The organism is Asanoa sp. NPDC050611 (assembly GCF_040654855.1).
Taxonomy (GTDB): Bacteria; Actinomycetota; Actinomycetes; order Mycobacteriales; family Micromonosporaceae; genus Asanoa.
Genome location: NZ_JBFAIU010000132.1, coordinates 1 through 19,155, shown reverse-complemented (window position 1 = coordinate 19,155; position 19,155 = coordinate 1). Strand labels below are relative to the sequence as shown.

The following is a 19,155-nucleotide window of genomic DNA, read 5'->3' as shown; positions in this document are numbered from 1 at the left end:
CGCGATGCCGACACGACGGCCGCGGCGCGGCAGTGGCTGCCGAGCACGGACCGCGATGCCGACGCGACGGCCGCGGCGCGGCAGTGGCGAGCTGTCTCCTGCGGGCTGCTGCCGCGGACGGCCCGAGGGATGGGCGGGGCGGCCGTGGCCACGCGCGGGCTCCCGCGCGTCGGCTGCCGGCCACCGACTACCGCGCGTGGGTGCCGGGGGCGCCGGCTCCCGAGCGCGGGCTCAGGTCCCGTTCGGATCGGCCCGTTTCGGCCGGGCGCGGACGTGCATCCGCTCGCCCTGTGCGCCGAACAGGCTGAGCACCTCGGCCGGCTCGGCGTACGGGTTCGTGATCGCGTGCGGGGTGCGGGTGTCGAACTCGGCGGCCTCGCCGTCCCGCAGCGTGAGGTCGTGCTCGCCGAGCTGCAGCCGCACGCGGCCGGTGAGCACGTACATCCACTCGTACCCCTCGTGGGTCTGCAGCTCGTAGTCCCGCGCCGGATAGCGCGCCGGGATGATCTGTTTGAAGGCCTGCAGGCCCCCCGGGCGGCGGCTGAGCGGCAGCCAGGTGACCTCGCCCCGGCGGATCGGGCGGGCGTGCACGCGCGGGTCGCCGGTCTCGGGCGCGCCGACCAGCTCGTCGAGCGCCACCTGGTGTGCGCGGGCCAGCGGCAGCAGCAGCTCGAGCGTCGGCTTGCGGCGGCCGGCCTCGAGGCGCGACAGGGTGCTGATCGAGATGCCGGTCGTGTCGGAGAGCTCGGCCAGGGTGGTGCGGCGCTGCTTGCGCAACGCACGGAGCCGTTCGCCCACTTCGCGCGCGTCCATGCCCTCGAATTTGCCAGACTGGCAACGAATGTTGCCACTCTTTCGGGCGGCGAGGGAGCGTGGGGCGCATGGAAACGTATGACGTCATCGTCGTCGGCGGCGGCCCCGCGGGGCTGGCCGGCGCGCTCACTCTGGCCCGGGCCCGCCGCTCGGTGCTGGTGGTCGACAACGGCACGCCACGCAACGCGGCGGCCGGTCATGTCCACAACTTCCTCACCCGTGACGGCACCCCACCCGCCGAACTGCTCGCCGCCGGCCGCGCGGAGGTCGCCGGCTACGGCGGTGCGTTCACGGCGGGTACGGCGACCGGGGCCAAGCCGTCCCCCGACGGCGGCTTCACCGTGACCCTCGACGACGGCCGCACCCTCGGCGCGCGGCGCCTGCTGGTCACCACCGGCCTGGCCGACGAGCTCCCCGACATCCCGGGCCTGGCGGGCCGGCTCGGCAGCGACGTGCTGCACTGCCCGTACTGCCACGGCTGGGAAGTCCGCGACCAGGCGATCGGCATCATCGCCACCAGCGCGGCGGTCACCCACCCGGGCCTGCTCTGGCGCCAGTGGACCGCCGACGTCACGGTCGTCCTCAACGGACACCCGGCCCCGACCGGCGACGACGCGAAGCTACTGGCCGCCCGCGGCGTCAAACTGGTCGAGGGCCGCGCCACGTCCCTGGACCCGGACCGCACCCTGCACCTGGCGGACGGCGAGAAGCTGACCCGCGACGTCTGGGTCGTCCCGACCCGCATGGTGGCGCGCTCGGAGCTGCTGACCGACCTCGGCGTCGAGACGGAGCCGGTCATGATGGGCGACATCGACCTCGGCGTCGCCGTCAAGGCGGACGCGACAGGCGCGACGTCGGTGCCGGGCGTCTGGGTGGCCGGCAACGTCACGGACGTGCGGGCCCAGGTCATCGTCAGCGCCGCGGCGGGCCTGAACGCCGGCGCCATGATCAACGCAGACCTGGTCATGGCGGACGCCCACCGCGCTGCGCGCTAATCGGGGCAAGCCAGGCGACCGCCCGCCGGGCAAGGCCCCAGCGCGCGCCCAACCGGGGCAAGCCAAGCGACCGCCCGCCGGGCAAGGCCACCGCGCGGCGCGCTGACTGAGGCAAACCAGGCGAACGCCCACCGGGCAAGGCCACCGCGCGGCGCGCTAACCGGAGCAAGCCGGGCGACCGCCCACCGGGCAAGGCCCCGGCGGGCAGGAGTCCGGCGCCACGCGGCCGCTTCGCGACCGCAGAAGCGATGACCAACGCGGACCCGGGCGCCGCGGCCTGCCAACCGGCCGTCATGACCCACCGCGAAGCCCGGCAACCTAGCGGAGCAGGCTCAGGTCGTTCCAGTCGTCGAGCACGTCGTCGTAGCCACGGTCCCGGGCCAAGCGTTCGAGGTCGCCGAACAAGGCCGACGGCTGGTCGGTCATCGCGCCGATCAGCCGGTCGGCCGTCCACGGGTCCGGGAGCGGATAGCGCGCAAGCTCCCAACGCAGGTACTTGTTGTAGGGCCGCACCCGCCCGTACAACGCGAACAGCGTCCACAGGAACCACGACGCGGCCTCGATCTCGTCGAGGCGCGCCAGGTCGGCATGCCCGTCGCGGCGGCTCTTCGCCGCCCGGTAGACGAAGTTGACGTAGCCGTCGAGGTGTTCGCGGACGAAACCGTCCACTTCGGAAGGAGCCAGCGTCCCCTGGGCGCGCACCAGCTCCGCGATGCGCCCGTCGAGGCGGTCGAGGAGCACGACCGCGTCCCGGTACGCGTACCGCTGCCAAATGTCCGACACGTCCGCCAACTCGTCCACCGTCAGCACGGCGAGGTCCAACGAACCGGCCGGCAACGACACCCGCTCCCGCACGACCGCGATCACGTCATGATCCGAGTGCGGCCCCGCCGTCCCGCGCGCCTGCGAGCCGGACAGGATCAGCCCCACCACCGCGGGCTCGGCCCGCAACGCGTCGATCACCCACTATTTCTATCTGACGACCACAATCTATTTTTCAGCTCGCCTAGCAGTCAGGGATGACCTGGCAGGCGCTGTCGATCTCTCCATCAACAACCAGCCTGTCGATTGCCTCGATCATGGCGGCGATGCCTGGCCGAGGCGTGATGACGAGGTCTGTCGTGTAGAAGTACCGGCCTCCGGCCGCCTCGCCGGTCTGCGCCCACCGCCGAAGCACGGCGTCGATCGGCGTCGAGGGTCATGAGGCTCACGTAGTAGGTCGGGCTCTCCGGCGACGGTCACGTAGATGTCCTGGTCCTGAAGTTGTTCCAGGTCTTCGTTTCGATCGGCGGGAACCGTGCGACGAACCGTTCGCGTTCAACGACGAGGAACGGCCCATCTTGAGTGATCTCCATGACCAGCCTCGGGGTCGTGTGTTGACGCGGCCCTGCCCAGCTCGACTGGCAGACGACAACTGTTGAGCGACAGCGAAACGTCAGTGAAAACGACATCGAACGTCGGTGACCTCACGGGTTGGCCTTCGGTCTGAGGGCCAGGAACAGGAACTGGCCATTGTCGGACTGCCGTTCAGGGTAGTTCGACGAACGCCAGTCCGACGGCAGCCAGTTTCGTTTGCAGGTTGATGTCGCTGGTGGCGGCGTAGAGGGCTGAGCCCGGGTGTTTGGACTGTAGGAGCAGAGTCGAGGCTACGAACCGGTCGTCGGGCACGGCTAGGTCGAGCCAGGACGGTAGCTGGTCGGCCTTGGGTTCGATGTGCTCGAAGACGGCGTACACATCGCCAGCTACCCGGACGCCGGTGCGTACGTCGCCATTGGTTCGAAGGCCCGTAAGGCGTCGATCGGCGCGGTTGGCTGCCTCACGGAGGTCCTGAGATCGGCCGGCGCGCTTGAGATCGTCGAGTTCGCGCAGCACGACGGGTAGGAGATGAGCAATGTACCGGCCCCCGAGGGCGCCGACGTGGGCCGCCAGGTCCGGGTTGTCGATCAGGGTGTTGGTGTCCACGACAAGCCGGGCGGCGTACTCGTCCGTCGGCAGCAACCCGGCGAGCGAGCGGAGATCCGCCACGTCAGCGTTGATCATCTCGGCGGCCCGCTCAAGAGTCGACGGGATATCGTGAGTTGGTGTACCTGCGGCGGCGGGCGAGCCACCGCAACCAGGTGTGGGAGGGCGCATCGCCGTGGCCAGGCAGCGCGGCGTGTACACCGGTCGCAAACCCGCGCTCACCTCTGAGCAGGCGCAGCAGTTGCGCGAGCGCGCCGCCGCAGGCGAGAAGAAGTCCGTGCTGGCACGGGAGTTCGGTATCAGCCGGGAGACGGTCTACAGCTACCTGCGCCCGACCGCCGTCACGGGCTGACCGGCCGGGCAGAGCCGGTCCAGCGCGGCGGCGTCCGGCAGGAAGTCGGCGGGGACACTGCTGTTCTAAAGAAAGGCGATCTCGGCACCAGGGCCAGATTTAGGTCGGCGACGGGTAGCACTCCCTGGCGCAGCTGGAGGCGATGAACTCCGTCAACTCGGGGCCGGGATGGAACCATTCGCTGCCAGGTAGGCGCAGGTAGGCGAAGCGCTCATGGAGTTGATCTTCCAGCTGCTTGCGTTCCTTCTTGCGGTCTTCGGCGATGACGTGCAGCACCTCTAGGCCGTGGGGGTTGCCGGTGTGGAAGGAGCGCATCCGCTCGTACGGGCCTCCGCCGGCCTCACCAATCTTGACGTAGGGGCCGCTGGCGACGAAGTACACGCCGGCATAGCAGTGCTCCAAGCCGGGGTCGCCGAAGTCGCCGAAGACTTCCTGGCTGGCTTCGATCATGGCTTCTTTCGGGTCGCCAAGGGTGCCGTACCTGCGGATCTTCTGTCGGTATCGGCCGACCAGCCGTTGCCGGCCCCGGAATTCGTCGTAAGTGGTCATCGCTTGCGATTCTGCCTGGCAGCGCGGGTCGTGGCCGGCCGGTCTGCGCGGTGGCAACCTCGATGCAGAGCCGTCCGTGTTCGGCGTGGTCGGCCAGTCTGGTACGCAGCCGGTCGGTGTCGGCGGCCGCGGCGCCGGCTTGCTCGGCGACGAGCTTGGGCGCGGACGGTGGCGAGACGTGCCCGACTGCCGTCACGTGCTGACCGGCCGGGCAGAGCCGGTCCAGTTCGGTGGCGTTCGGCGGGAAGTCGGCGGGGACCCTGCTGGTCTGGAGGAAAGCGATCTCCCGTTCCCACACCTCGCGGCGGCGGCTGCCCAGCGTGAGCAGCCCCCGAAGTTGCCGGGCGCTGGCGGGTTCCGCTCGGGCATAGCGAGTGCCTCCTCCGCCGCGGTGTTGAGGTCGAGCCAGGGGAGCGGTACAGGAGGGCCGGTCGCCGTCGTACACCCGGGCGGGCGGGGCCGGCTGGATAGCGGGGCCGAGAATGCCGCGAGCAGTGAGCCGGCCGTCGGCGGCCAGTTGCACCGCGACTGCGGCCGCATGCAGCCTCACCTCCTGGACCGGGCCATATCAGGTTGTCGTACGGCTGCCAGACCTCCAGCCCGGCCCGTGCCGGATACCCGCTGGAGACCCAACCTGGCGGCCTCCGGCGGTGCCGATTATGTCCAGAGTCATGGATGGCACAATTGGCACAGCTTTCGTGGTTGGCACTGTGCCATCTGTGCCATCGTTGAATCATGACTCCCATCCCGCTGTCCCAATGGGCCGACCGCAACGGCATCCCCCGCCGGACCGCCTACAACTGGGCGAAGAATGGCAAGATCAACGTGCCGATCCACCGCACCCTCACCGGTCGCCTAGTCGTGCTCGACGACGAGGGCGAGACCACCGACGAGGCCCATCCGTTCGTAGCGGCCTATGCCGAGGCGCTCAGTCTGCCGGTGGGCGTACACGCCCGCGATATGCACCACTCTCCGGTTCTTGAGGCTTGGGGCATTGACCTGTACGACACTGTCGCCGACGACCTGCGTCCCGTGGTGCTACAGCTGGCCCTGGCCGCTGCCTGTGCGCGGCCGAAGCGTGACGTCTGGTGGCGGCTGGCGGACTGGCTCGGCCGCGTCGAGCTCGCCGACTGGTACACCTCGACCGGATTCCCGCAGGTAGCCGCCCTGCTACACGACCGCCAGCCGATCACCGACCAGGAAAGCTACCTGGAGTGGTGGCCCTGTGGCGTCGGCTCGCACACGTTTTGGCAGGACTTCGACGCTGCCGCTGCGCAGGCCGCCAAGGACGCTGGACTGGGGCCAGCTGACAGCAACGACGCCGTCGGCTGGCTAAGCGAGTCCGCCCTGCCCGACAACATCGCGATCGCCGGCCGCCGCGACGGCCTGCGCACCCGGATCGACAAGCTGGCCGGCACCCGCACCGACCACGAGCAGGTCCCCGCCATCCCGGACCGCAGCGACCTATGGAGCCTGCGCGGCATGTACCCCGAGCCGGCCTGGGCCGTGGCCCGCCCCTACGCCCGGCGCACCGCTGAGAAGGTCTGTGCGATCGTTGGCTGGGACCCCGAAAGCCCGGCTCCACCCGACGGGCACCCGCTACGCGAGATCGGCTACCGAGCCTGCCTGCATGCCAGCGAGGCCGCGCTCGTCCCGCACGTGCACGACGCTCACCTCCGCGAGATCGACACCTTCCGACGGATCGCCCTCGGAAAGCTCTGGTAGCTGTCCCAGCCCCTGGGTGCGTAAATCCTCCCGCTGCGTCCAGCACCACGCGTCATTGGGCCCTCCCTGGTGAAAATGTCTTAGGACGAGCCCCGCGTGGCATGAGTAGGTCCGCACAGCAGAGGGCCGGAAAACCCGCCTCTGCGGTGCGGGCGGAGATCAAATCGCTGACGAACGTAGTCGTACCGACTGACGAATCATGTCGTCGCTACCGACAGATCGTGTCGCGAACCGCTGACGTCCCGCTGTCGCTCAACAACGACGGCCGCGCCGCTCACACTATCTGTGCTACCTCGGCAGCAACGAGCCCGTACAACATAAGGGTCATTATGGTGTAGCCGGAATTTCGGCGTCAGACACCGGTACGCAGATTATTGGATTACTGATAACAGCAATCCGATAACCATGTCACAGCGAACCCCGCCATCTCGTCTCGGGTAGCGAGTACCGCACCCAAGACTCGGGAAGGTGATCAGACATGCGGGTATTCGTTGCAGGCGGCAGCGGCGTCCTCGGCCGCCGGCTCGTGCCGCAGCTCGTCGAGCGGGGCCACCACGTGACGGCGACCACGACCAGCGCGGCCAAGCTGGACCAGATCCAGCGGATGGGCGCCTACGGCACCGTGATGGACGGCCTCGACGCGACCGCCGTCGGTGAAGCCGTCGCCGCGGCCCGCCCGGGACGTGGTCGTCCATCAGATGACCGCGATCTCGATGGCCCACGCCGGCAAGCCGGACATCAAGCACCCGGACAAGTGGTTCGCCAAGACCAACCGCCTCCGGACCGAAGGCACGGACCACCTGCTGGCCGCCGCGGAAGCGGCAGCAGTCCCCCACTTCGTGGCACAGGGCTACGCCTCCTGGAACGGCATCCGCGAGGGCGGCTGGGTCAAGACCGAGGAGGATCCCCTGGATCTTCTCCCGGGTACCGCCGCCAACGTCGGCCTGCGCGCCATGGCCCACGTCGAGGAGGCGGTCCTCGGCTACGGCGGCGCGGTCATGCGCTACGGCGCGTTCTACGGCCCCGGCGCCACCGACGACCAGGTCGAGCTGCTGCGTCGCCGCCAGTACCCGCTGATCGGTCGCGGCCAGGGCTACAGCTCCTGGATCCACCTCGACGACGCGGCCGCCGCCACGGTTCTCGCGGTCGAGCACAAGGCGCGCGGCGTGTTCAACATCGTCGACGACGACCCGGCCCCGGCCAACCAGTGGCTGCCGCACCTCGCGGCTAGCGCGGGCGCGAAACCGCCGATGCGGATCCCGACCTGGCTGGCCCGCCTGCTCGCCGGCGACCAGGCCGTGGTCATGATGACGGAGGGCCGCGGGTTCTCCAACGCGAAGGCGAAGCGGGAGCTGGGCTGGGAGCCGCGGTACCCGAGCTGGCGGCAGGGCTTCGAGGAAGGGCTGGCATGACGCGTACGCAGGAGTTCGAGGATCTGCGACCGCTCCTCTTCTCGATCGCCTACCGGATCCTGGGCAGCGTCGGCGAGGCCGAGGACGCGGTGCAGGAGACCTGGCTACGGTACGCGTCGTACCCGACCGAGCCGGCGTCGGCGAAGTCGTTCCTCGCGGCCGTGGTCACCCGAGTCTCGATCGACGTGCTGCGGTCGGCCCGGATGCGCCGGGAAGCGTACGTCGGGCCCTGGTTCCCGGAGCCTCTGCTCACCGACCCCTATGAAGACCCGGAGCGCTCCGCGGAGCTGGCCGACTCGGTGTCGATGGCGGCGCTGCTGCTGCTGGAGCGGCTGACCCCGCTGGAGCGGGCGGTGTTCGTACTCCGTGAGGTGTTCGCGTTCGACTTCCCCGACATCGCGCAGGCGGTGGGCCGTTCGGAGGCGGCCTGCCGCCAGCTCGCGGTGCGGGCGCGCCGGCACATGGACGAGGGCCGGCCCCGGTTCGAGGCGGACCGCCGCGAGCGCGCGGAGCTGGCCGACCGCTTCTTCGGCGCGTTCCGGGACGGCGACGTCGACGGGCTGCGCGCGCTGCTGGCCGCCGACGTCGAGATGGTCGGCGACGCGGGCGGCAAGGCACCGCTGTGGCGGCCGGCGTTCCACGGCCCGGAGTCGGTGGCGAAGGTGCTGACGTCGCTGGTCGAGCCGTTCCTGCGCATCGGCGGCGCCGTCGAGCCGCACGAGGTCAACGGGCAGCCCGGCGCGATCCTGCGCGACCGCGCCGGCCGGGTCCTCGCGACGATGGCGCTGGACATCCTCGAGGGCCAGATCCAGGCGGTCCGCATGGTGACCAACCCGGACAAGCTCGGCCACCTGGGGCCGGTCGGGGACAACTTCGCTACCCTGCGCGAGACGAACGAGGCCCGGGGAAAGGACACCTGATGACCTTCATCGAGGGCGTCGCGGACCGGCTCGCGGCGCTCCCGGGCGTCGAGGCCGTCAGCCTCGGCGGTTCCCGCGCGGAGGGCACCAACCGGCCGGACAGCGACTGGGACGTGGCGGTCTACTACCGCGGCCACTTCGAGGCGGCCGACCTGCGGGCGATCGGCTGGCCGGGCGACGTCGCCGAGGTCGGCGGCTGGGGCGGCGGTGTCTTCAACGGCGGTGCGTGGCTGACGATCGAGGGGCACAAGGTCGACGTCCACTACCGCGACCTGGCGGTGGTCGAGCACGAGCTCGCGGAGTCGCACGAGGGCCGCTTCGAGTGGGCGCCGCTGCTGTTCCACCTGGCCGGCATCCCGAGCTACCTGGTCGTGGCGGAACTCGCTGTCAACCAGGTGCTCCGCGGGTCGCTGCCGCGCCCGGACTACCCACCGGCCCTGCGCGCGGCGGCACCTGGGGTGTGGCGGCGACGAGCGGAATTGACCATGGGGTACGCCCGCGGCTCGCACGCCGCCCGCGGCCACCTGTCGGAGGTGGCGGGCCTGTTGGCAACGGCGGCCCTGCAGACGGCACACGCGGCGCTGGCGGCCCGCGGCGAGTGGGTGACGAACGAGAAGCGCCTCCTGGAACGGGCGGGCCTGCGCGGCATCGACACGATCGTGGCGGGCCTGCGGCCGGATCCGGAGGTGTTGACCGCCGCGGTCGACGAGGCGGAGGCCCTCTTCGCGTCGGTCGAAACGGCACAGCCCGCCTAGACCAGGCTCCCTAGGTCGGGCTCAGGGTCAGTCGGCGCAGGCCGTGTCGGTTCAGGGACGCTCGTTCGTCCGGTGCGAGCGGAGCGCGCCCGGTTGCCTTGCTGACCAGCGTCACCCGGTCCCAGCCGAGCTCCGCCAGCGCCGCGTCGCCGTCGGGCAGCAGGAGGTCGGTCAGCACGGCCGCCGCCCGTGGGGTCAGCCAGGGAGGCCGGCCCAGCGCCGCCGCCAGGTCAAGGCCGTGCACGCCGACCTCGACCACCCGGGTGACCAGGAACTCGGTCAGCGGCATCGCGTCGCCGTGCCTCGTGCGGACGACCCGGCCGGTGGGCTCCGCGGCGCAGCGAGACACCACCGACCGCCACGCCCGGTCGAAGTCAGCCGTCAGTGCGGCCCCCGATCCGGCCGAGACCGCCCGATCACGACCGCCGTCGATGCGGGCCGCGTCGACCACCGGCGCGAAGCGGTCGTCGGGCCGGTAGTAGCCGACCGCGTCAACCGTGGCCGACTCCGGCGCGGGGGCGTCGAGCATCCCCGGCACCCGGGAGACCGTGGTCACCACGTGTCCGACCAGGGCCGCCACGTCCCACGGCGGGCACGGCGTCGGCCGCGACCAGTCCGAGTCCGACAGGCCCGCCAGCACCGCACCCAACCGCGCCGCCTCGCCACCGAAGGCGTCAAGGCCGTCGAAGGCGTCCAGCGCGCTCAGGCCAGCACCTGCGCGAACCGCGCCGTGTCGATGTTGCCGCCGGACAGGATCACGCCGACCTTCCCGGCGAACTGGCCCGTCAGCACCGCCGCCAGGCCGGTCGCCCCGCTCGGCTCCAGGACGATCTTCAGCCGGTCGAAGGCGAACCGCATCGCGTCGCGGATCTGGTCGTCGGTGACCAGGACGATGTCGTCGACGAGGCGGCGGTTGACCGAGAAGGTCAGCTCGCCCGGGATGTCCGCGGCCTGCCCGTCGGCGATGGTGCGCGGCACCGGGATCCGCACCCGCTCCCCCGCGGCCAGCGACCGGCGGGTGTCGTCACCGTCGACCGGCTCGACACCGACCACCCGTGCCCCCGGATGAAGGCCCTTCGCCGCCGTCGCGGTGCCGGCGATCAGGCCGCCGCCGCCCACCGGCGCCACCACGACGTCGAGGGCGCCGACGTCCGCCAGCAGCTCCAGCGCCGCCGTCCCCTGGCCGGCGATCACGTCCGGGTGCTCGTACGGCGGGATCAACGCCAACCCCCGCGCCGCCGCCAGGGCCTCACCGAGCGCGACCCGGTCCCCCGTGTAGCGGTCGTAGGTCTGGATCTCCGCGCCGTAGCCGGCGACCGCCGCCTGCTTGGACGCGGGCGTGTCCGCGGGCATCAGGATGACGGCTGTGCTGCCCAGCTCCCGCGCCGCGAGGGCGACGGCCTGGGCGTGGTTGCCGGACGAGTACGCCGCGATCCCCCGCGCCAGCTGCTCGGGCGACAGCCGGGACACCGCGTTGTACGCGCCCCGGAACTTGAACGCGCCGATCCGCTGCAGGTTCTCGCACTTCAGGAACACCTCGGCGCCGGCGCGGGCGTCCAGGGTCCGGGAGCGCACGACCGGGGTGCGGTGTGCGACTCCGGCGATCCGCGCGGCGGCGGCCCGGACGTCATCGAGGGTGGGAGCGGTGCCGATCATGGAACGATTCTCGCATTGCCCGCCTCATGACCAGCGGTAGCGCCTGGCCACGGCCGCGCGCTCGCGCACCGAGCGGAACCCGGCCAGCGGGTCGTCGTCGATCATGTCCCATGGGTGCGGGCTCACCCACGGCCCGAGCATGGTGAACAGCTGGTCGGCGGTACGCACGTCGTCGGCCAGGGTCAGCAGCATCGCGAACGAGTTGGCGACGCCGACCCACCCGAGCGTGCGGGCGAACCGCGGGTGCAGGACCGACCGGTGCGCACCCCACTGCAGCGCCTCGCGGACCTGGCGGCTGTGCAGGAAGTCCATGCGCTCGCGTTCGGGCAGCTCGACGAGGTGCTCGAAGTGGGCCTCGGCGACCAGCTGGGCGGTGTGCGCGCCCTCGGGCGCCGCCATGGTCGACTCGGCGGCGAAGGCGTGCATCGCCTCGAGCGAGCCACCCCATTTCGGGCAGAGCTGCTGCAGCAACAGGAGCTGTCCGGTGACGGGGCACGGGTCGACCGCGGCCAGCGCGGCGTAGCGCCGGCGGGCCTCGGCCTCGCCCAGCTGCAGGCCGCGCGCCGTGATCAACCGCAGTGTCCACAGTGCTGGGTCGGCCGGCTGCCGTGCCGTCGCCTCGACGAGCAGCTCCTCCGTCTCCCGGAGCATCGCGTGGAACCGCGTGAACTGCTCCGCCGACACGTGGACCGCCCGCTGGGCGGTGCGGACCTCCCACGCGTCGGTGATCATGCGTTCGGCCAGCATGGCGGCGGCCGTGCTGTCGGCCGGGTCGGCGGCGTGCACCCCGGCCAGGAACGCCCGGTCGGCGTCCTCGCCGGCCCAGGAGATCATCCGGGTACGCGTGTCGCCGGGTTGCCGCGCGACGACCCCGGCGGCCGTGGCCCAGTCCCGGGCCGCGAGCGCCCGGCGCACCGTCGCGAGGTCGTAGTCGGCGGCGGACCGGTCGAGGACCAAGGGTTCGACATGAGGCGATGGGCGCGGCACGCGGCGAATCCTAAGTGATCATCACCGGGTGCCGCGGCCCCGCGGTCACGGCCTGGCCCGATGCACCGACCAGGCCCGCAGGAACGACCGTCCGAGCCAGCCCGCGATCAGCCACCCGCCGATGATGCCGACCACGCGCGCCTGCGCGATGCCGACGATCATGCCGATCGTGTACGCGAGTGCGGCGCCACCCACGGCGGCGGTGACGAGCCCGAGCGCGCCGAGCCGCAGCCAGGCCGGCCCCAACCGCCAGCGCCGGACGGTGGCCAGCGGGCCGGTCTGCGGCGCCGGGGCCGGGGCATGGCCCGGCATCCGCACCACGACCTCCGCCGGCACGTGCCGGTCGATCGCGTCGACGTTCAGGTTGGGGTACGCGTCCGGGTCGACGGACACCACGATGCCGTCGTGGCCGATCAGCACCCGCCGCCCGTCCGGATGGGCGAGCATGACCGCGCACTCGGCGTACAGGACGGTGACGGCCTCACCGTGCTCGCCGACGAAGCCGATGCCGTCGTCGCTGACGTGGAGCCGGGAACCGTCGGCCCGGCTGTGGCCGCGACCGCCGATCCTGCTCCCGGACGTGGTCGGCGCGGGCGTGTACCCGGCCCATTCGACGCCGCGTGGCGGGGTCATCAGCAGGGTCGTGCGGTGCGCGTCCTCGGCGACCGCGTGGGCGTCCTCGGCGGTGACCGCCCGCAGCGCCGCCACCTCGGTGTCGACGTCCCCCGGCGGCCGCCCGGTGAGCTGCCGGAACGCCTGGGTGGGCAGCAGGCCCGCGGCGGCGTCGGGTCCACCCGCGTCCCGGATCGCGCCGGCGGCCGCGACGGCGAACTCGGCCGGCTGGGCCGGTGCGGCCCGCAGCGCGGCGAGCACGTCGACGACGCCCCCGACCACGGCGTCCTGCTTCTCCTCGAGAGCGTCCACGTACGCGGTGACGGTGGCCTGTCCGTCGCCGCGCTCGGCGTACTCGACAGCCGTGGTGTACGACAGGCCGGTGTCGAGCCGCAGCGCCTTGTGCAGCCGGCGCTGCAGCAGGTGGGCGTAGACGATCGCGGCCGGCGACTCCGGCACGACCGCGTCGACCGCGGTGGCGGGGCCGCCGGCGTAGAACGCGGGCGTGACGGGCAGGGCCGAGGTGAGGGCCGGCAGAGGCTGCCGCCGCCCGGGCGGCAGGTCCAGTGACAGCCCGGCGGGCACGCCGTCGCCGGCGATCCACAGCACGGCGTTCTCGCGGGTGAAGTGGGTGGCCACCCAGGCCCGCAGGTCGTCGGCGGTCAGCGCGTGCAGCCCCCACTCGGGGTAGCTGACCAGGCCGTAGCCGCGGGCGCCGTACCGCCAGAGCGGCAGGTCGCGGGTCGGCCCGGAGCCGCGGCCGTGCTCCTCGGTGCGCAGCACGTCGCGTTCCAGCGCGAGCGGCCGGTGTCCAGGCCGGCCAGCGACCGGCACAGGCGGGTGAAGAAGTCGACGAGGTCGTCCGGGTCGCCCTGCGCGTAGAACGTCGTGGTGGACAGGCCGGTGCTGCCGTTGTGGTGGTACGCGCTGCCGGCGATCGGGTGCAGCGCGAGGTGCTCGACGAGGTGGGTGATGCCGCGGCGCGCGAGGGTCTCGTCGGCCTGGCCGACCCGGAACACGAGCCCGGCGCGCGGCGGTCCGACGGTCGGCGCGACCAGCGTGGCCACACCGTCGACCTCGGTGGGGGTCATGGCGCGGATCGTAAATGATCTTTCAGGTTGCCGGTGCCCCGAGGAGGTCGGCCGCCCGGGCCACGGCGGCGTGGATGGCGGCGCGGGACTGGTCGGTGTCGTCGAGGACGTCGAACGCGTGCTGCCCGTCCGGCACGTCGATGATCTCGACCGTCGCCGCCGCGGCGACGAACTCCGCCACGAATCCGGCGAGCAGCGGGCGTTCCCGGCCGACCCGGGTGAGCACGATCGGCGGGGCGGCGGCCCCGGCCTCGGCGATCGCGTCGATCGGCGCGAACCGCGGGTCGAGGTGCAGGCGGTCCTCGACCGGGAGGTGCGGCGCGGGTGAGGCGAGCAGCGGGTAGCTCAGGAAGATCGCGCGTAGCCAGGACGGGCCGTCGCGCAGCCAGTCGGCGGTGAGCAGCCCGCCACCCGAGAAGACCCAGTAGACGACCTCGTCGGCGGCGACCGCCGGGTGAGCGCGCAGTGCCGTGGCGGCCTCCGCGACGTCGTGGGCGGCGGTGACCGCGTCGACGGTGGGACCGTCGGGCCCGTCGACGACCCGCAGGCCGTGGTCGACGAGGCCGACCGCGAGCCCGGCGGCGCGCAGCAGCGCGGCGTATCCGATGTGGACCGGCCACCGGCGCGGCGGCACACCCAGGTCCGCCGGGATCGGCCCACCGTGCACCAGCAGCACCAGCGGGTGCGGGCCTGTCCCCTCCGGCAGGTAGAGGTCGACGTTCGCGGCCACCTGGACGGGCGGGGGCAGGTCGGGATGGTCGGCGACGAACGGGCGCAGGAACCGCGGAGTCTCGTTCACGCCCGGCAGTGTGCCCCCGCGCGACCCGGCACGCGAGCGAGAATCGGGCGGTGGCCGACCTCGAACCGCTGCTGCGTGACCTCGCACCACAGGTCCTGGGGGCGCTGGTGCGCCACTACGGCGACTTCGACGCGGCCGAGGACGCGGTGCAGGAGGCGCTGCTGGCCGCGGCGACCCAGTGGCCGGCCGACGGTGTGCCGGACAACCCGCGCGGGTGGCTGATCACGGTCGCGTCCCGGGCGCGGATCGCGGCATGGCGCAAGGACACGGCCCGGGAGCGGCGGGAGGAGACGGCGGCCCGGCTGTCGACCGCGGAGGGGCCGGCGCCCAGGCGCGACGACACCCTGACGCTGCTGCTGCTCTGCTGCCACCCGGCGCTGACGCCGGCCTCGCAGGTCGCGTTGACGCTGCGCGCGTTCGGCGGGCTGACCACGGCCGAGATCGCCCGGGCGCTGCTGGTCCCGGAGGCCACGGTGGCGCAGCGGATCAGCCGCGCCAAGCAGCAGATCAGGGCGGCCGGGGCGCGGTTCACCCTGCCACCGCCGGAGGAGCTGCCGGCGCGGCTGGCCGCCGTACTCCATGTGCTGTATCTGATCTTCAACGAGGGCTACACGGCCAGCTCCGGACAGCGGCTGCACCGCGTCGAGCTGTCCGCGGAGGCGATCCGGTTGGCCCGGCAGCTGCACACGCGGCTGCCCGGCGCGGGCGAGGTGGCCGGCCTGCTCGCGTTGATGCTGCTCACCGATGCCCGGCGGCCGGCCCGCACGCGCGCCGACGGTGCGCTGGTGCCGTTGGCGGAGCAGGACCGGTCGCGGTGGGACCGTGCCGCGATCGCCGAGGGTGTCGACCTGGTCAGCGCGGCGCTGACGACGACGGCGGTGGGGCCCTATCAGCCGCAGGCGGCGATCGCCGCGGTGCACGACGAGGCGCCGACCGCCGCCGACACGGACTGGCGGCAGATCCTCGGCCTCTACGACGCCCTCGACCGGGTCGCGCCGGGGCCGATGGTGACGCTGAACCGGGTCGTGGCCGTCGCGATGGTGCACGGGCCGCCGGCGGGCCTCGACGCGCTCGCGGCGGCGGCGCCGGCTCTGGAGGGTCATCATCGGGTCGCGGCGGTACGCGCGCACCTGCTGGAGATGGCCGGCGACCGGGCTGGCGCCCAGGCCGCCTACGAGCAGGCCGCCCGGCAGACGCTCAGCGAGCCGGAGCGGGCGTATCTCGCGGCGCGGGCGGCTCAGACCTCGACGTAGCCGCCGGTGCGCCAGTAGAGGCCGTCCTCGCGGGCCATGAGGCCGGTGTCGATCAGGTAGCGGCGCAGGGACACCCAGTCGCGCTCGTAGAAGGCGCGCAGGGCGGCGTCGACCTCCTTCTCGGCGAACTTCCGGCCGGGCTCGAAGACCGTGACGATGTGCTCGAGCACCACCTGGCGCTTGGCGGCCCGGGCGGGGATCGAGGTCAGCCGGCCGTCGCGGAGGAACGCGCCGAGGATCCGCTCGCGGCGCTGGTCGAGGTCCATCGGGCCACCGTATCCACGCGGCGGCGGCGTCGGCACCCCGGTTTTCAGCGCTTCGCGATGAACGCCTCGATGCCGTCGAGCAGGCGCTGCAGGCCGAACTCGAAGGCGTGGTCGGCGTCGACCAGCCCGTACGCCTCGCCGGCGGCCGCGCCGACCCGGGCCGCCACGGGGAACCGCTGCGGGTCGAACACCTTCTCCAGCAGCGGGGCCTGCACCGCCCACCACGCGTCGTCGGTCATCCCGCTGCGATCGGGTGCCTGTGCGGCCTCGACGGCGGTCTGCGCGGCGCCGCTGACGTAGGCGAGCACCGAGGTCAGCGCGGTGTCGATCTCCACGTCGGACAGGCCCGTGCCCGTCAGGGCGCCGAGCTCGTAGTCGTACTTGGCGATCAGGTTGGGCCCCATCGGCGGGCGGGCGGTGCCGACCTGGAGCAGCCAGGGGTGCCGGCGGTAGAGGGCGAGGTTGGACCGGGCGACCTGCTCGAGCCGGGCCCGCCAGTCGCCGGCCTGCTCGGGTCGTTCGGTCTCGCCGAGGACCTGGTCGATCATCAGGTCGACGAGCTCCCCCTTGCCCGGGACGTACGTGTAGAGCGACATCGCGCCGACGCCGAGCCGCTCGGCTACCCGGCGCATGGACAGCGCCGTGATCCCGTCGCCGTCGGCGATCTCGACCGCCGTCGCGACGATCTTGTCGACGGACAGGCCGGTGCGACCCTCCCGGTCGGCGGCGCGCCAGAGCAGCGCCATGCTGCGCGCCGGGTCGCCGGTTCCGGTGTGTTCGACCGCCATGGTGTTGGCACCTCATTCCGTACGGTGTACCGTACGCCGTACGGAATGTTCCGTACAGCGTACCGATCATAAGGGGTGACCCATGGAAGCGGTGACGGCGCATGCCCTGCACCGCCGTTTCGGCCCGGTTCCGGCGCTCGCGGGCGTCGACCTGACCGTGCCGGCCGGCTCGGTGCACGGCCTGCTCGGCCCGAACGGCGCCGGCAAGACCACGTTGGTCCGGATCCTGACCACGCTGCTGCGCCCGACCTCCGGCACGGCGACGGTGGCGGGTTTCGACGTGCGGCAGGACCCTGACCGGGTACGCGCGAGCATCGGCCTGGTCGGCCAGCACGCCGCGGTCGACGAGATCCTGTCGGGGCGGCAGAACCTGGAGATGTTCGGCCGGCTGCACCACCTCGGCGGGGCCCGGGCGCGCCGGATCGCCGGCGAGCTGCTGGACCGGTTCGGCCTGGGCGACACCGGGTCGCGGGCGGTCAGCACGTACTCGGGCGGGATGCGCCGCCGCCTCGACCTGGCCGCGAGCCTGATCACCGCGCCGCCGGTGCTGTTCCTCGACGAGCCGACCACGGGCCTGGACCCGCGCAGCCGCGGCGAGGTCTGGGACGCGGTCCGCGCCCTGGTCGCCGGTGGCACGACGGTGCTGCTGACCACCCAGTATCTGGAGGAGGTCGACCGTCTCGCCGACCACGTCACGGTGATCGACCACGGCACGGTGATCGCGTCGGGGACGCCGGCGCAGCTCAAGTCGCAGCTGGGCGGCGACCGCATCGACCTGGTCGTCTCGTCGTCGGCCGACCTGCCGGCGGCGGCCGCGCTGCTGGCCCGGCTGACGGGCAACACCCCGGACTCCGACGTGGACAACCGCCGCGTGGGCGCCGCGGTCACGGACCGGATGGCGGCGCTGACCGCGGTCGTACGCGGGCTCGCGGACGCCGGCATCGGGGTCGAGGACGTGACCCTGCGCCGGCCGACGCTGGACGAGGTCTTCCTGCACCTGACCGCCGACGAGGCGAAGGCGGTGGCGGCATGAACCGGCTGCGCTGGGCCCTGGCCGACGGCGCCACCCTGACCCGCCGCGACCTGGACCACTGGGCCCGGCAACCGGCGCAGGTGGTCGTCGGGCTGCTGTTCCCGGTGATGATCGTGCTGATGTTCGGCTACCTGCTGGGCGGCGGCATGACGGTCCCCGGCGGCGGGGCGGGCGGCTCCGCGTACCGGGAGTTCCTGATCCCGGGGACGCTGGCGCTGACGATGGTGTTCGGCCTGGAGGGCACGTTCCAGGCGATCAAGAGCGACGTGGCCCGCGGTGTCACGGACCGCTTCCGCTCGATGCCGATGGCCTCGTCGGCGGTGGTCGTCGGCCGCAGCGTCGCGGACCTGCTCAACGCGGTGGTCTCGCTGGCCGTGCTGGTCCTCTGCGGCCTGGCCATCGGCTGGCGCTGGCATTCGGGCCTGGCGGCGGCGCTGGCCGCGTTCGGGCTGCTCCTGCTGCTGCGCTTCGCGATGCTGTGGATCGGCATCTGGCTGGGCCTGGTGGTCCGCGGCGAGGGCGCCCTGGTCGCGGTGCAGATCCTGGTGTGGCCGCTGGGCTTCCTGTCCAACACGTTCGCGGCGCCGTCGTCGATGCCGGGCTGGCTGGGCACGATCGCGGAGTGGAACCCCCTCTCGTCGACGGTGGCCGCGGCCCGGGAGCTGTTCGGCAATCCCGGCTGGGGCGGCGACTCCTGGATCACACAACACGCGATCCTGATGGCCGTCGTGTGGCCGGTCCTCCTGATCGCGATCTTCTTCCCGCTCTCGGTGCACCGCTACCGCCACCTGGACCGCTGACGCGGTCGCCACACCGCCGCACCGGCACCGCCTTGCCGGCGCGGCGGGTCGGTGTCCGGGCGGCGGGTCGGTAGCGTGCGTTCACCGTGGACACCGTTGCCGCCGAGACCCGGCCCTGCGCTCACTGTGGTCGGCCCGTGCCCCAGAACGTCGGGGCCGGGCGGCCCTTCCGGTACTGCCGGGACAACGACGGTGAGTGTCAGAAGGCCTCCCGGAACGCGCGGATGCGGCAGCGCGGGGCGCCCGGGCTGACCGGGCAGATCGCGCGGACCTGGGAGGTGGTCGACCGCCTCGACCAGGTCGTCGAGACCGGATGGCGACGGTCAGCTGCGGTGCGGCCCTGCACCACGTGCGGGTGGCGCTCGCGGTGCGGGGGTACGAGGTGGC

19 protein-coding genes and 2 pseudogenes are annotated in these 19,155 nt (G+C 72.6%); 10 read left to right on the top strand and 11 right to left on the bottom strand.

Annotated elements, in window-relative coordinates:
• Positions 1-231: 231 nt before the first annotated feature.
• Positions 232-813 (bottom strand): XRE family transcriptional regulator, encoded by a 582-nt coding sequence (locus AB0H87_RS21025; RefSeq protein ID WP_360147904.1) that lies wholly within the window; start codon positions 811-813, stop codon positions 232-234.
• Positions 814-881: 68 nt separating this feature from the next.
• Between AB0H87_RS21025 and AB0H87_RS21020 the strand changes: the two genes are divergently transcribed.
• Positions 882-1,808, top strand: a complete 927-nt coding sequence (locus AB0H87_RS21020; RefSeq protein WP_360147901.1) for an NAD(P)/FAD-dependent oxidoreductase — start codon at positions 882-884, stop codon at positions 1,806-1,808.
• Between the two features lie 318 nt (positions 1,809-2,126).
• Here the strand turns inward: AB0H87_RS21020 and AB0H87_RS21015 are convergent, their stop codons facing one another.
• A complete protein-coding gene (locus tag AB0H87_RS21015; protein WP_360147898.1) occupies positions 2,127-2,771 on the bottom strand; it encodes a nucleotidyltransferase domain-containing protein in 645 nt (214 codons plus the stop codon).
• Between the two features lie 564 nt (positions 2,772-3,335).
• Positions 3,336-3,848: a PIN domain-containing protein gene (locus AB0H87_RS21010; protein ID WP_360147895.1), complete on the bottom strand. Its 513-nt coding sequence runs from the start codon at positions 3,846-3,848 to the stop codon at positions 3,336-3,338.
• A gap of 91 nt (positions 3,849-3,939) precedes the next feature.
• On the opposite strand from AB0H87_RS21010, the pseudogene AB0H87_RS21005 reads away from it, so the two are divergent.
• A pseudogene (locus AB0H87_RS21005) lies at positions 3,940-4,122 on the top strand (helix-turn-helix domain-containing protein); the annotation flags it as partial.
• A 99-nt stretch (positions 4,123-4,221) separates the two neighbouring features.
• Here AB0H87_RS21005 and AB0H87_RS21000 read toward each other — a convergent pair.
• Positions 4,222-4,671: a GIY-YIG nuclease family protein gene (locus AB0H87_RS21000; protein ID WP_360147892.1), complete on the bottom strand. Its 450-nt coding sequence runs from the start codon at positions 4,669-4,671 to the stop codon at positions 4,222-4,224.
• A gap of 735 nt (positions 4,672-5,406) precedes the next feature.
• Here AB0H87_RS21000 and AB0H87_RS20995 point away from each other — a divergent pair.
• The 4 genes from AB0H87_RS20995 to AB0H87_RS20980 all read left to right on the top strand — a co-directional run bounded on the left by AB0H87_RS20995 (position 5,407) and on the right by AB0H87_RS20980 (position 9,483).
• A complete protein-coding gene (locus tag AB0H87_RS20995) occupies positions 5,407-6,396 on the top strand; it encodes a hypothetical protein (RefSeq protein ID WP_360147889.1) in 990 nt (329 codons plus the stop codon).
• 698 nt (positions 6,397-7,094) lie between these two features.
• Complete coding sequence (locus AB0H87_RS20990) at positions 7,095-7,808, top strand: NAD(P)-dependent oxidoreductase (protein WP_360147886.1); 714 nt, start codon at positions 7,095-7,097, stop codon at positions 7,806-7,808.
• Complete coding sequence (locus tag AB0H87_RS20985; protein WP_360147883.1) at positions 7,805-8,728, top strand: RNA polymerase sigma-70 factor; 924 nt, start codon at positions 7,805-7,807, stop codon at positions 8,726-8,728. Before AB0H87_RS20990 ends, AB0H87_RS20985 begins: the two co-directional genes overlap by 4 nt.
• Positions 8,728-9,483 carry a nucleotidyltransferase domain-containing protein gene (locus tag AB0H87_RS20980; RefSeq protein WP_360147880.1) on the top strand — a complete coding sequence of 252 codons (756 nt, stop codon included), beginning with the start codon at positions 8,728-8,730 and terminating at the stop codon, positions 9,481-9,483. The genes AB0H87_RS20985 and AB0H87_RS20980 overlap by 1 nt, the downstream gene beginning before the upstream one ends.
• A gap of 10 nt (positions 9,484-9,493) precedes the next feature.
• On the opposite strand, the gene AB0H87_RS20975 is transcribed toward AB0H87_RS20980, so the two are convergent.
• The 5 genes from AB0H87_RS20975 to AB0H87_RS20955 all read right to left on the bottom strand — a co-directional run bounded on the left by AB0H87_RS20975 (position 9,494) and on the right by AB0H87_RS20955 (position 14,628).
• Complete coding sequence (locus tag AB0H87_RS20975; protein WP_360147877.1) at positions 9,494-10,132, bottom strand: maleylpyruvate isomerase N-terminal domain-containing protein; 639 nt, start codon at positions 10,130-10,132, stop codon at positions 9,494-9,496.
• Between the two features lie 53 nt (positions 10,133-10,185).
• Positions 10,186-11,139, bottom strand: a complete 954-nt coding sequence (locus AB0H87_RS20970) for a pyridoxal-phosphate dependent enzyme (RefSeq protein WP_360147874.1) — start codon at positions 11,137-11,139, stop codon at positions 10,186-10,188.
• Between the two features lie 24 nt (positions 11,140-11,163).
• Positions 11,164-12,126 carry a hypothetical protein gene (locus tag AB0H87_RS20965; RefSeq protein WP_360147871.1) on the bottom strand — a complete coding sequence of 321 codons (963 nt, stop codon included), beginning with the start codon at positions 12,124-12,126 and terminating at the stop codon, positions 11,164-11,166.
• 45 nt (positions 12,127-12,171) lie between these two features.
• The gene (locus tag AB0H87_RS20960) at positions 12,172-13,521 is read right to left on the bottom strand and encodes an insulinase family protein (RefSeq protein ID WP_360147868.1); all 1,350 of its coding nucleotides are present in this window, start codon (positions 13,519-13,521) and stop codon (positions 12,172-12,174) included.
• 330 nt (positions 13,522-13,851) lie between these two features.
• Complete coding sequence (locus AB0H87_RS20955; protein ID WP_360147865.1) at positions 13,852-14,628, bottom strand: alpha/beta hydrolase; 777 nt, start codon at positions 14,626-14,628, stop codon at positions 13,852-13,854.
• Between the two features lie 50 nt (positions 14,629-14,678).
• Between AB0H87_RS20955 and AB0H87_RS20950 the strand changes: the two genes are divergently transcribed.
• The gene (locus AB0H87_RS20950) at positions 14,679-15,881 is read left to right on the top strand and encodes a sigma-70 family RNA polymerase sigma factor (RefSeq protein ID WP_360147863.1); all 1,203 of its coding nucleotides are present in this window, start codon (positions 14,679-14,681) and stop codon (positions 15,879-15,881) included.
• Here the strand turns inward: AB0H87_RS20950 and AB0H87_RS20945 are convergent.
• Together AB0H87_RS20945 and AB0H87_RS20940 are read right to left on the bottom strand one after the other, a co-directional pair.
• The gene (locus AB0H87_RS20945; protein WP_360147860.1) at positions 15,866-16,147 is read right to left on the bottom strand and encodes a DUF2087 domain-containing protein; all 282 of its coding nucleotides are present in this window, start codon (positions 16,145-16,147) and stop codon (positions 15,866-15,868) included. The two genes, AB0H87_RS20950 and AB0H87_RS20945, sit on opposite strands and share 16 nt — an antisense overlap.
• A gap of 44 nt (positions 16,148-16,191) precedes the next feature.
• Positions 16,192-16,935 (bottom strand): TetR/AcrR family transcriptional regulator, encoded by a 744-nt coding sequence (locus tag AB0H87_RS20940; RefSeq protein WP_360147857.1) that lies wholly within the window; start codon positions 16,933-16,935, stop codon positions 16,192-16,194.
• Positions 16,936-17,017: 82 nt separating this feature from the next.
• Between AB0H87_RS20940 and AB0H87_RS20935 the strand changes: the two genes are divergently transcribed.
• The 3 genes and pseudogenes from AB0H87_RS20935 to AB0H87_RS20925 all read left to right on the top strand — a co-directional run.
• Positions 17,018-17,968, top strand: a complete 951-nt coding sequence (locus AB0H87_RS20935) for an ATP-binding cassette domain-containing protein (RefSeq protein WP_360147854.1) — start codon at positions 17,018-17,020, stop codon at positions 17,966-17,968.
• On the top strand, positions 17,965-18,768 hold the full coding sequence (locus AB0H87_RS20930; protein WP_360147851.1) for an ABC transporter permease: 804 nt from the start codon (positions 17,965-17,967) through the stop codon (positions 18,766-18,768). The genes AB0H87_RS20935 and AB0H87_RS20930 overlap by 4 nt, the downstream gene beginning before the upstream one ends.
• A gap of 86 nt (positions 18,769-18,854) precedes the next feature.
• Positions 18,855-19,079: pseudogene (locus AB0H87_RS20925) on the top strand (serine/threonine protein kinase); the annotation flags it as partial.
• Positions 19,080-19,155: the final 76 nt, after the last annotated feature.

Excerpts from the sequence above, each read along its gene's own strand:
- AB0H87_RS21025 (WP_360147904.1), bottom strand. The coding sequence starts at position 813 with ATGGACGCGCGCGAAGTGGGCGAACGGCTCCGTGCGTTGCGCAAGCAG.
- AB0H87_RS21020 (WP_360147901.1), top strand. The coding sequence starts at position 882 with ATGGAAACGTATGACGTCATCGTCGTCGGCGGCGGCCCCGCGGGGCTG.
- AB0H87_RS21010 (WP_360147895.1), bottom strand. The coding sequence starts at position 3,848 with ATGATCAACGCTGACGTGGCGGATCTCCGCTCGCTCGCCGGGTTGCTG.
- AB0H87_RS21000 (WP_360147892.1), bottom strand. The coding sequence starts at position 4,671 with ATGACCACTTACGACGAATTCCGGGGCCGGCAACGGCTGGTCGGCCGA.
- AB0H87_RS20995 (WP_360147889.1), top strand. The coding sequence starts at position 5,407 with ATGACTCCCATCCCGCTGTCCCAATGGGCCGACCGCAACGGCATCCCC.
- AB0H87_RS20990 (WP_360147886.1), top strand. The coding sequence starts at position 7,095 with ATGACCGCGATCTCGATGGCCCACGCCGGCAAGCCGGACATCAAGCAC.
- AB0H87_RS20985 (WP_360147883.1), top strand. The coding sequence starts at position 7,805 with ATGACGCGTACGCAGGAGTTCGAGGATCTGCGACCGCTCCTCTTCTCG.
- AB0H87_RS20980 (WP_360147880.1), top strand. The coding sequence starts at position 8,728 with ATGACCTTCATCGAGGGCGTCGCGGACCGGCTCGCGGCGCTCCCGGGC.
- AB0H87_RS20970 (WP_360147874.1), bottom strand. The coding sequence starts at position 11,139 with ATGATCGGCACCGCTCCCACCCTCGATGACGTCCGGGCCGCCGCCGCG.
- AB0H87_RS20945 (WP_360147860.1), bottom strand. The coding sequence starts at position 16,147 with ATGGACCTCGACCAGCGCCGCGAGCGGATCCTCGGCGCGTTCCTCCGC.
- AB0H87_RS20940 (WP_360147857.1), bottom strand. The coding sequence starts at position 16,935 with ATGGCGGTCGAACACACCGGAACCGGCGACCCGGCGCGCAGCATGGCG.
- AB0H87_RS20935 (WP_360147854.1), top strand. The coding sequence starts at position 17,018 with ATGGAAGCGGTGACGGCGCATGCCCTGCACCGCCGTTTCGGCCCGGTT.
- AB0H87_RS20930 (WP_360147851.1), top strand. The coding sequence starts at position 17,965 with ATGAACCGGCTGCGCTGGGCCCTGGCCGACGGCGCCACCCTGACCCGC.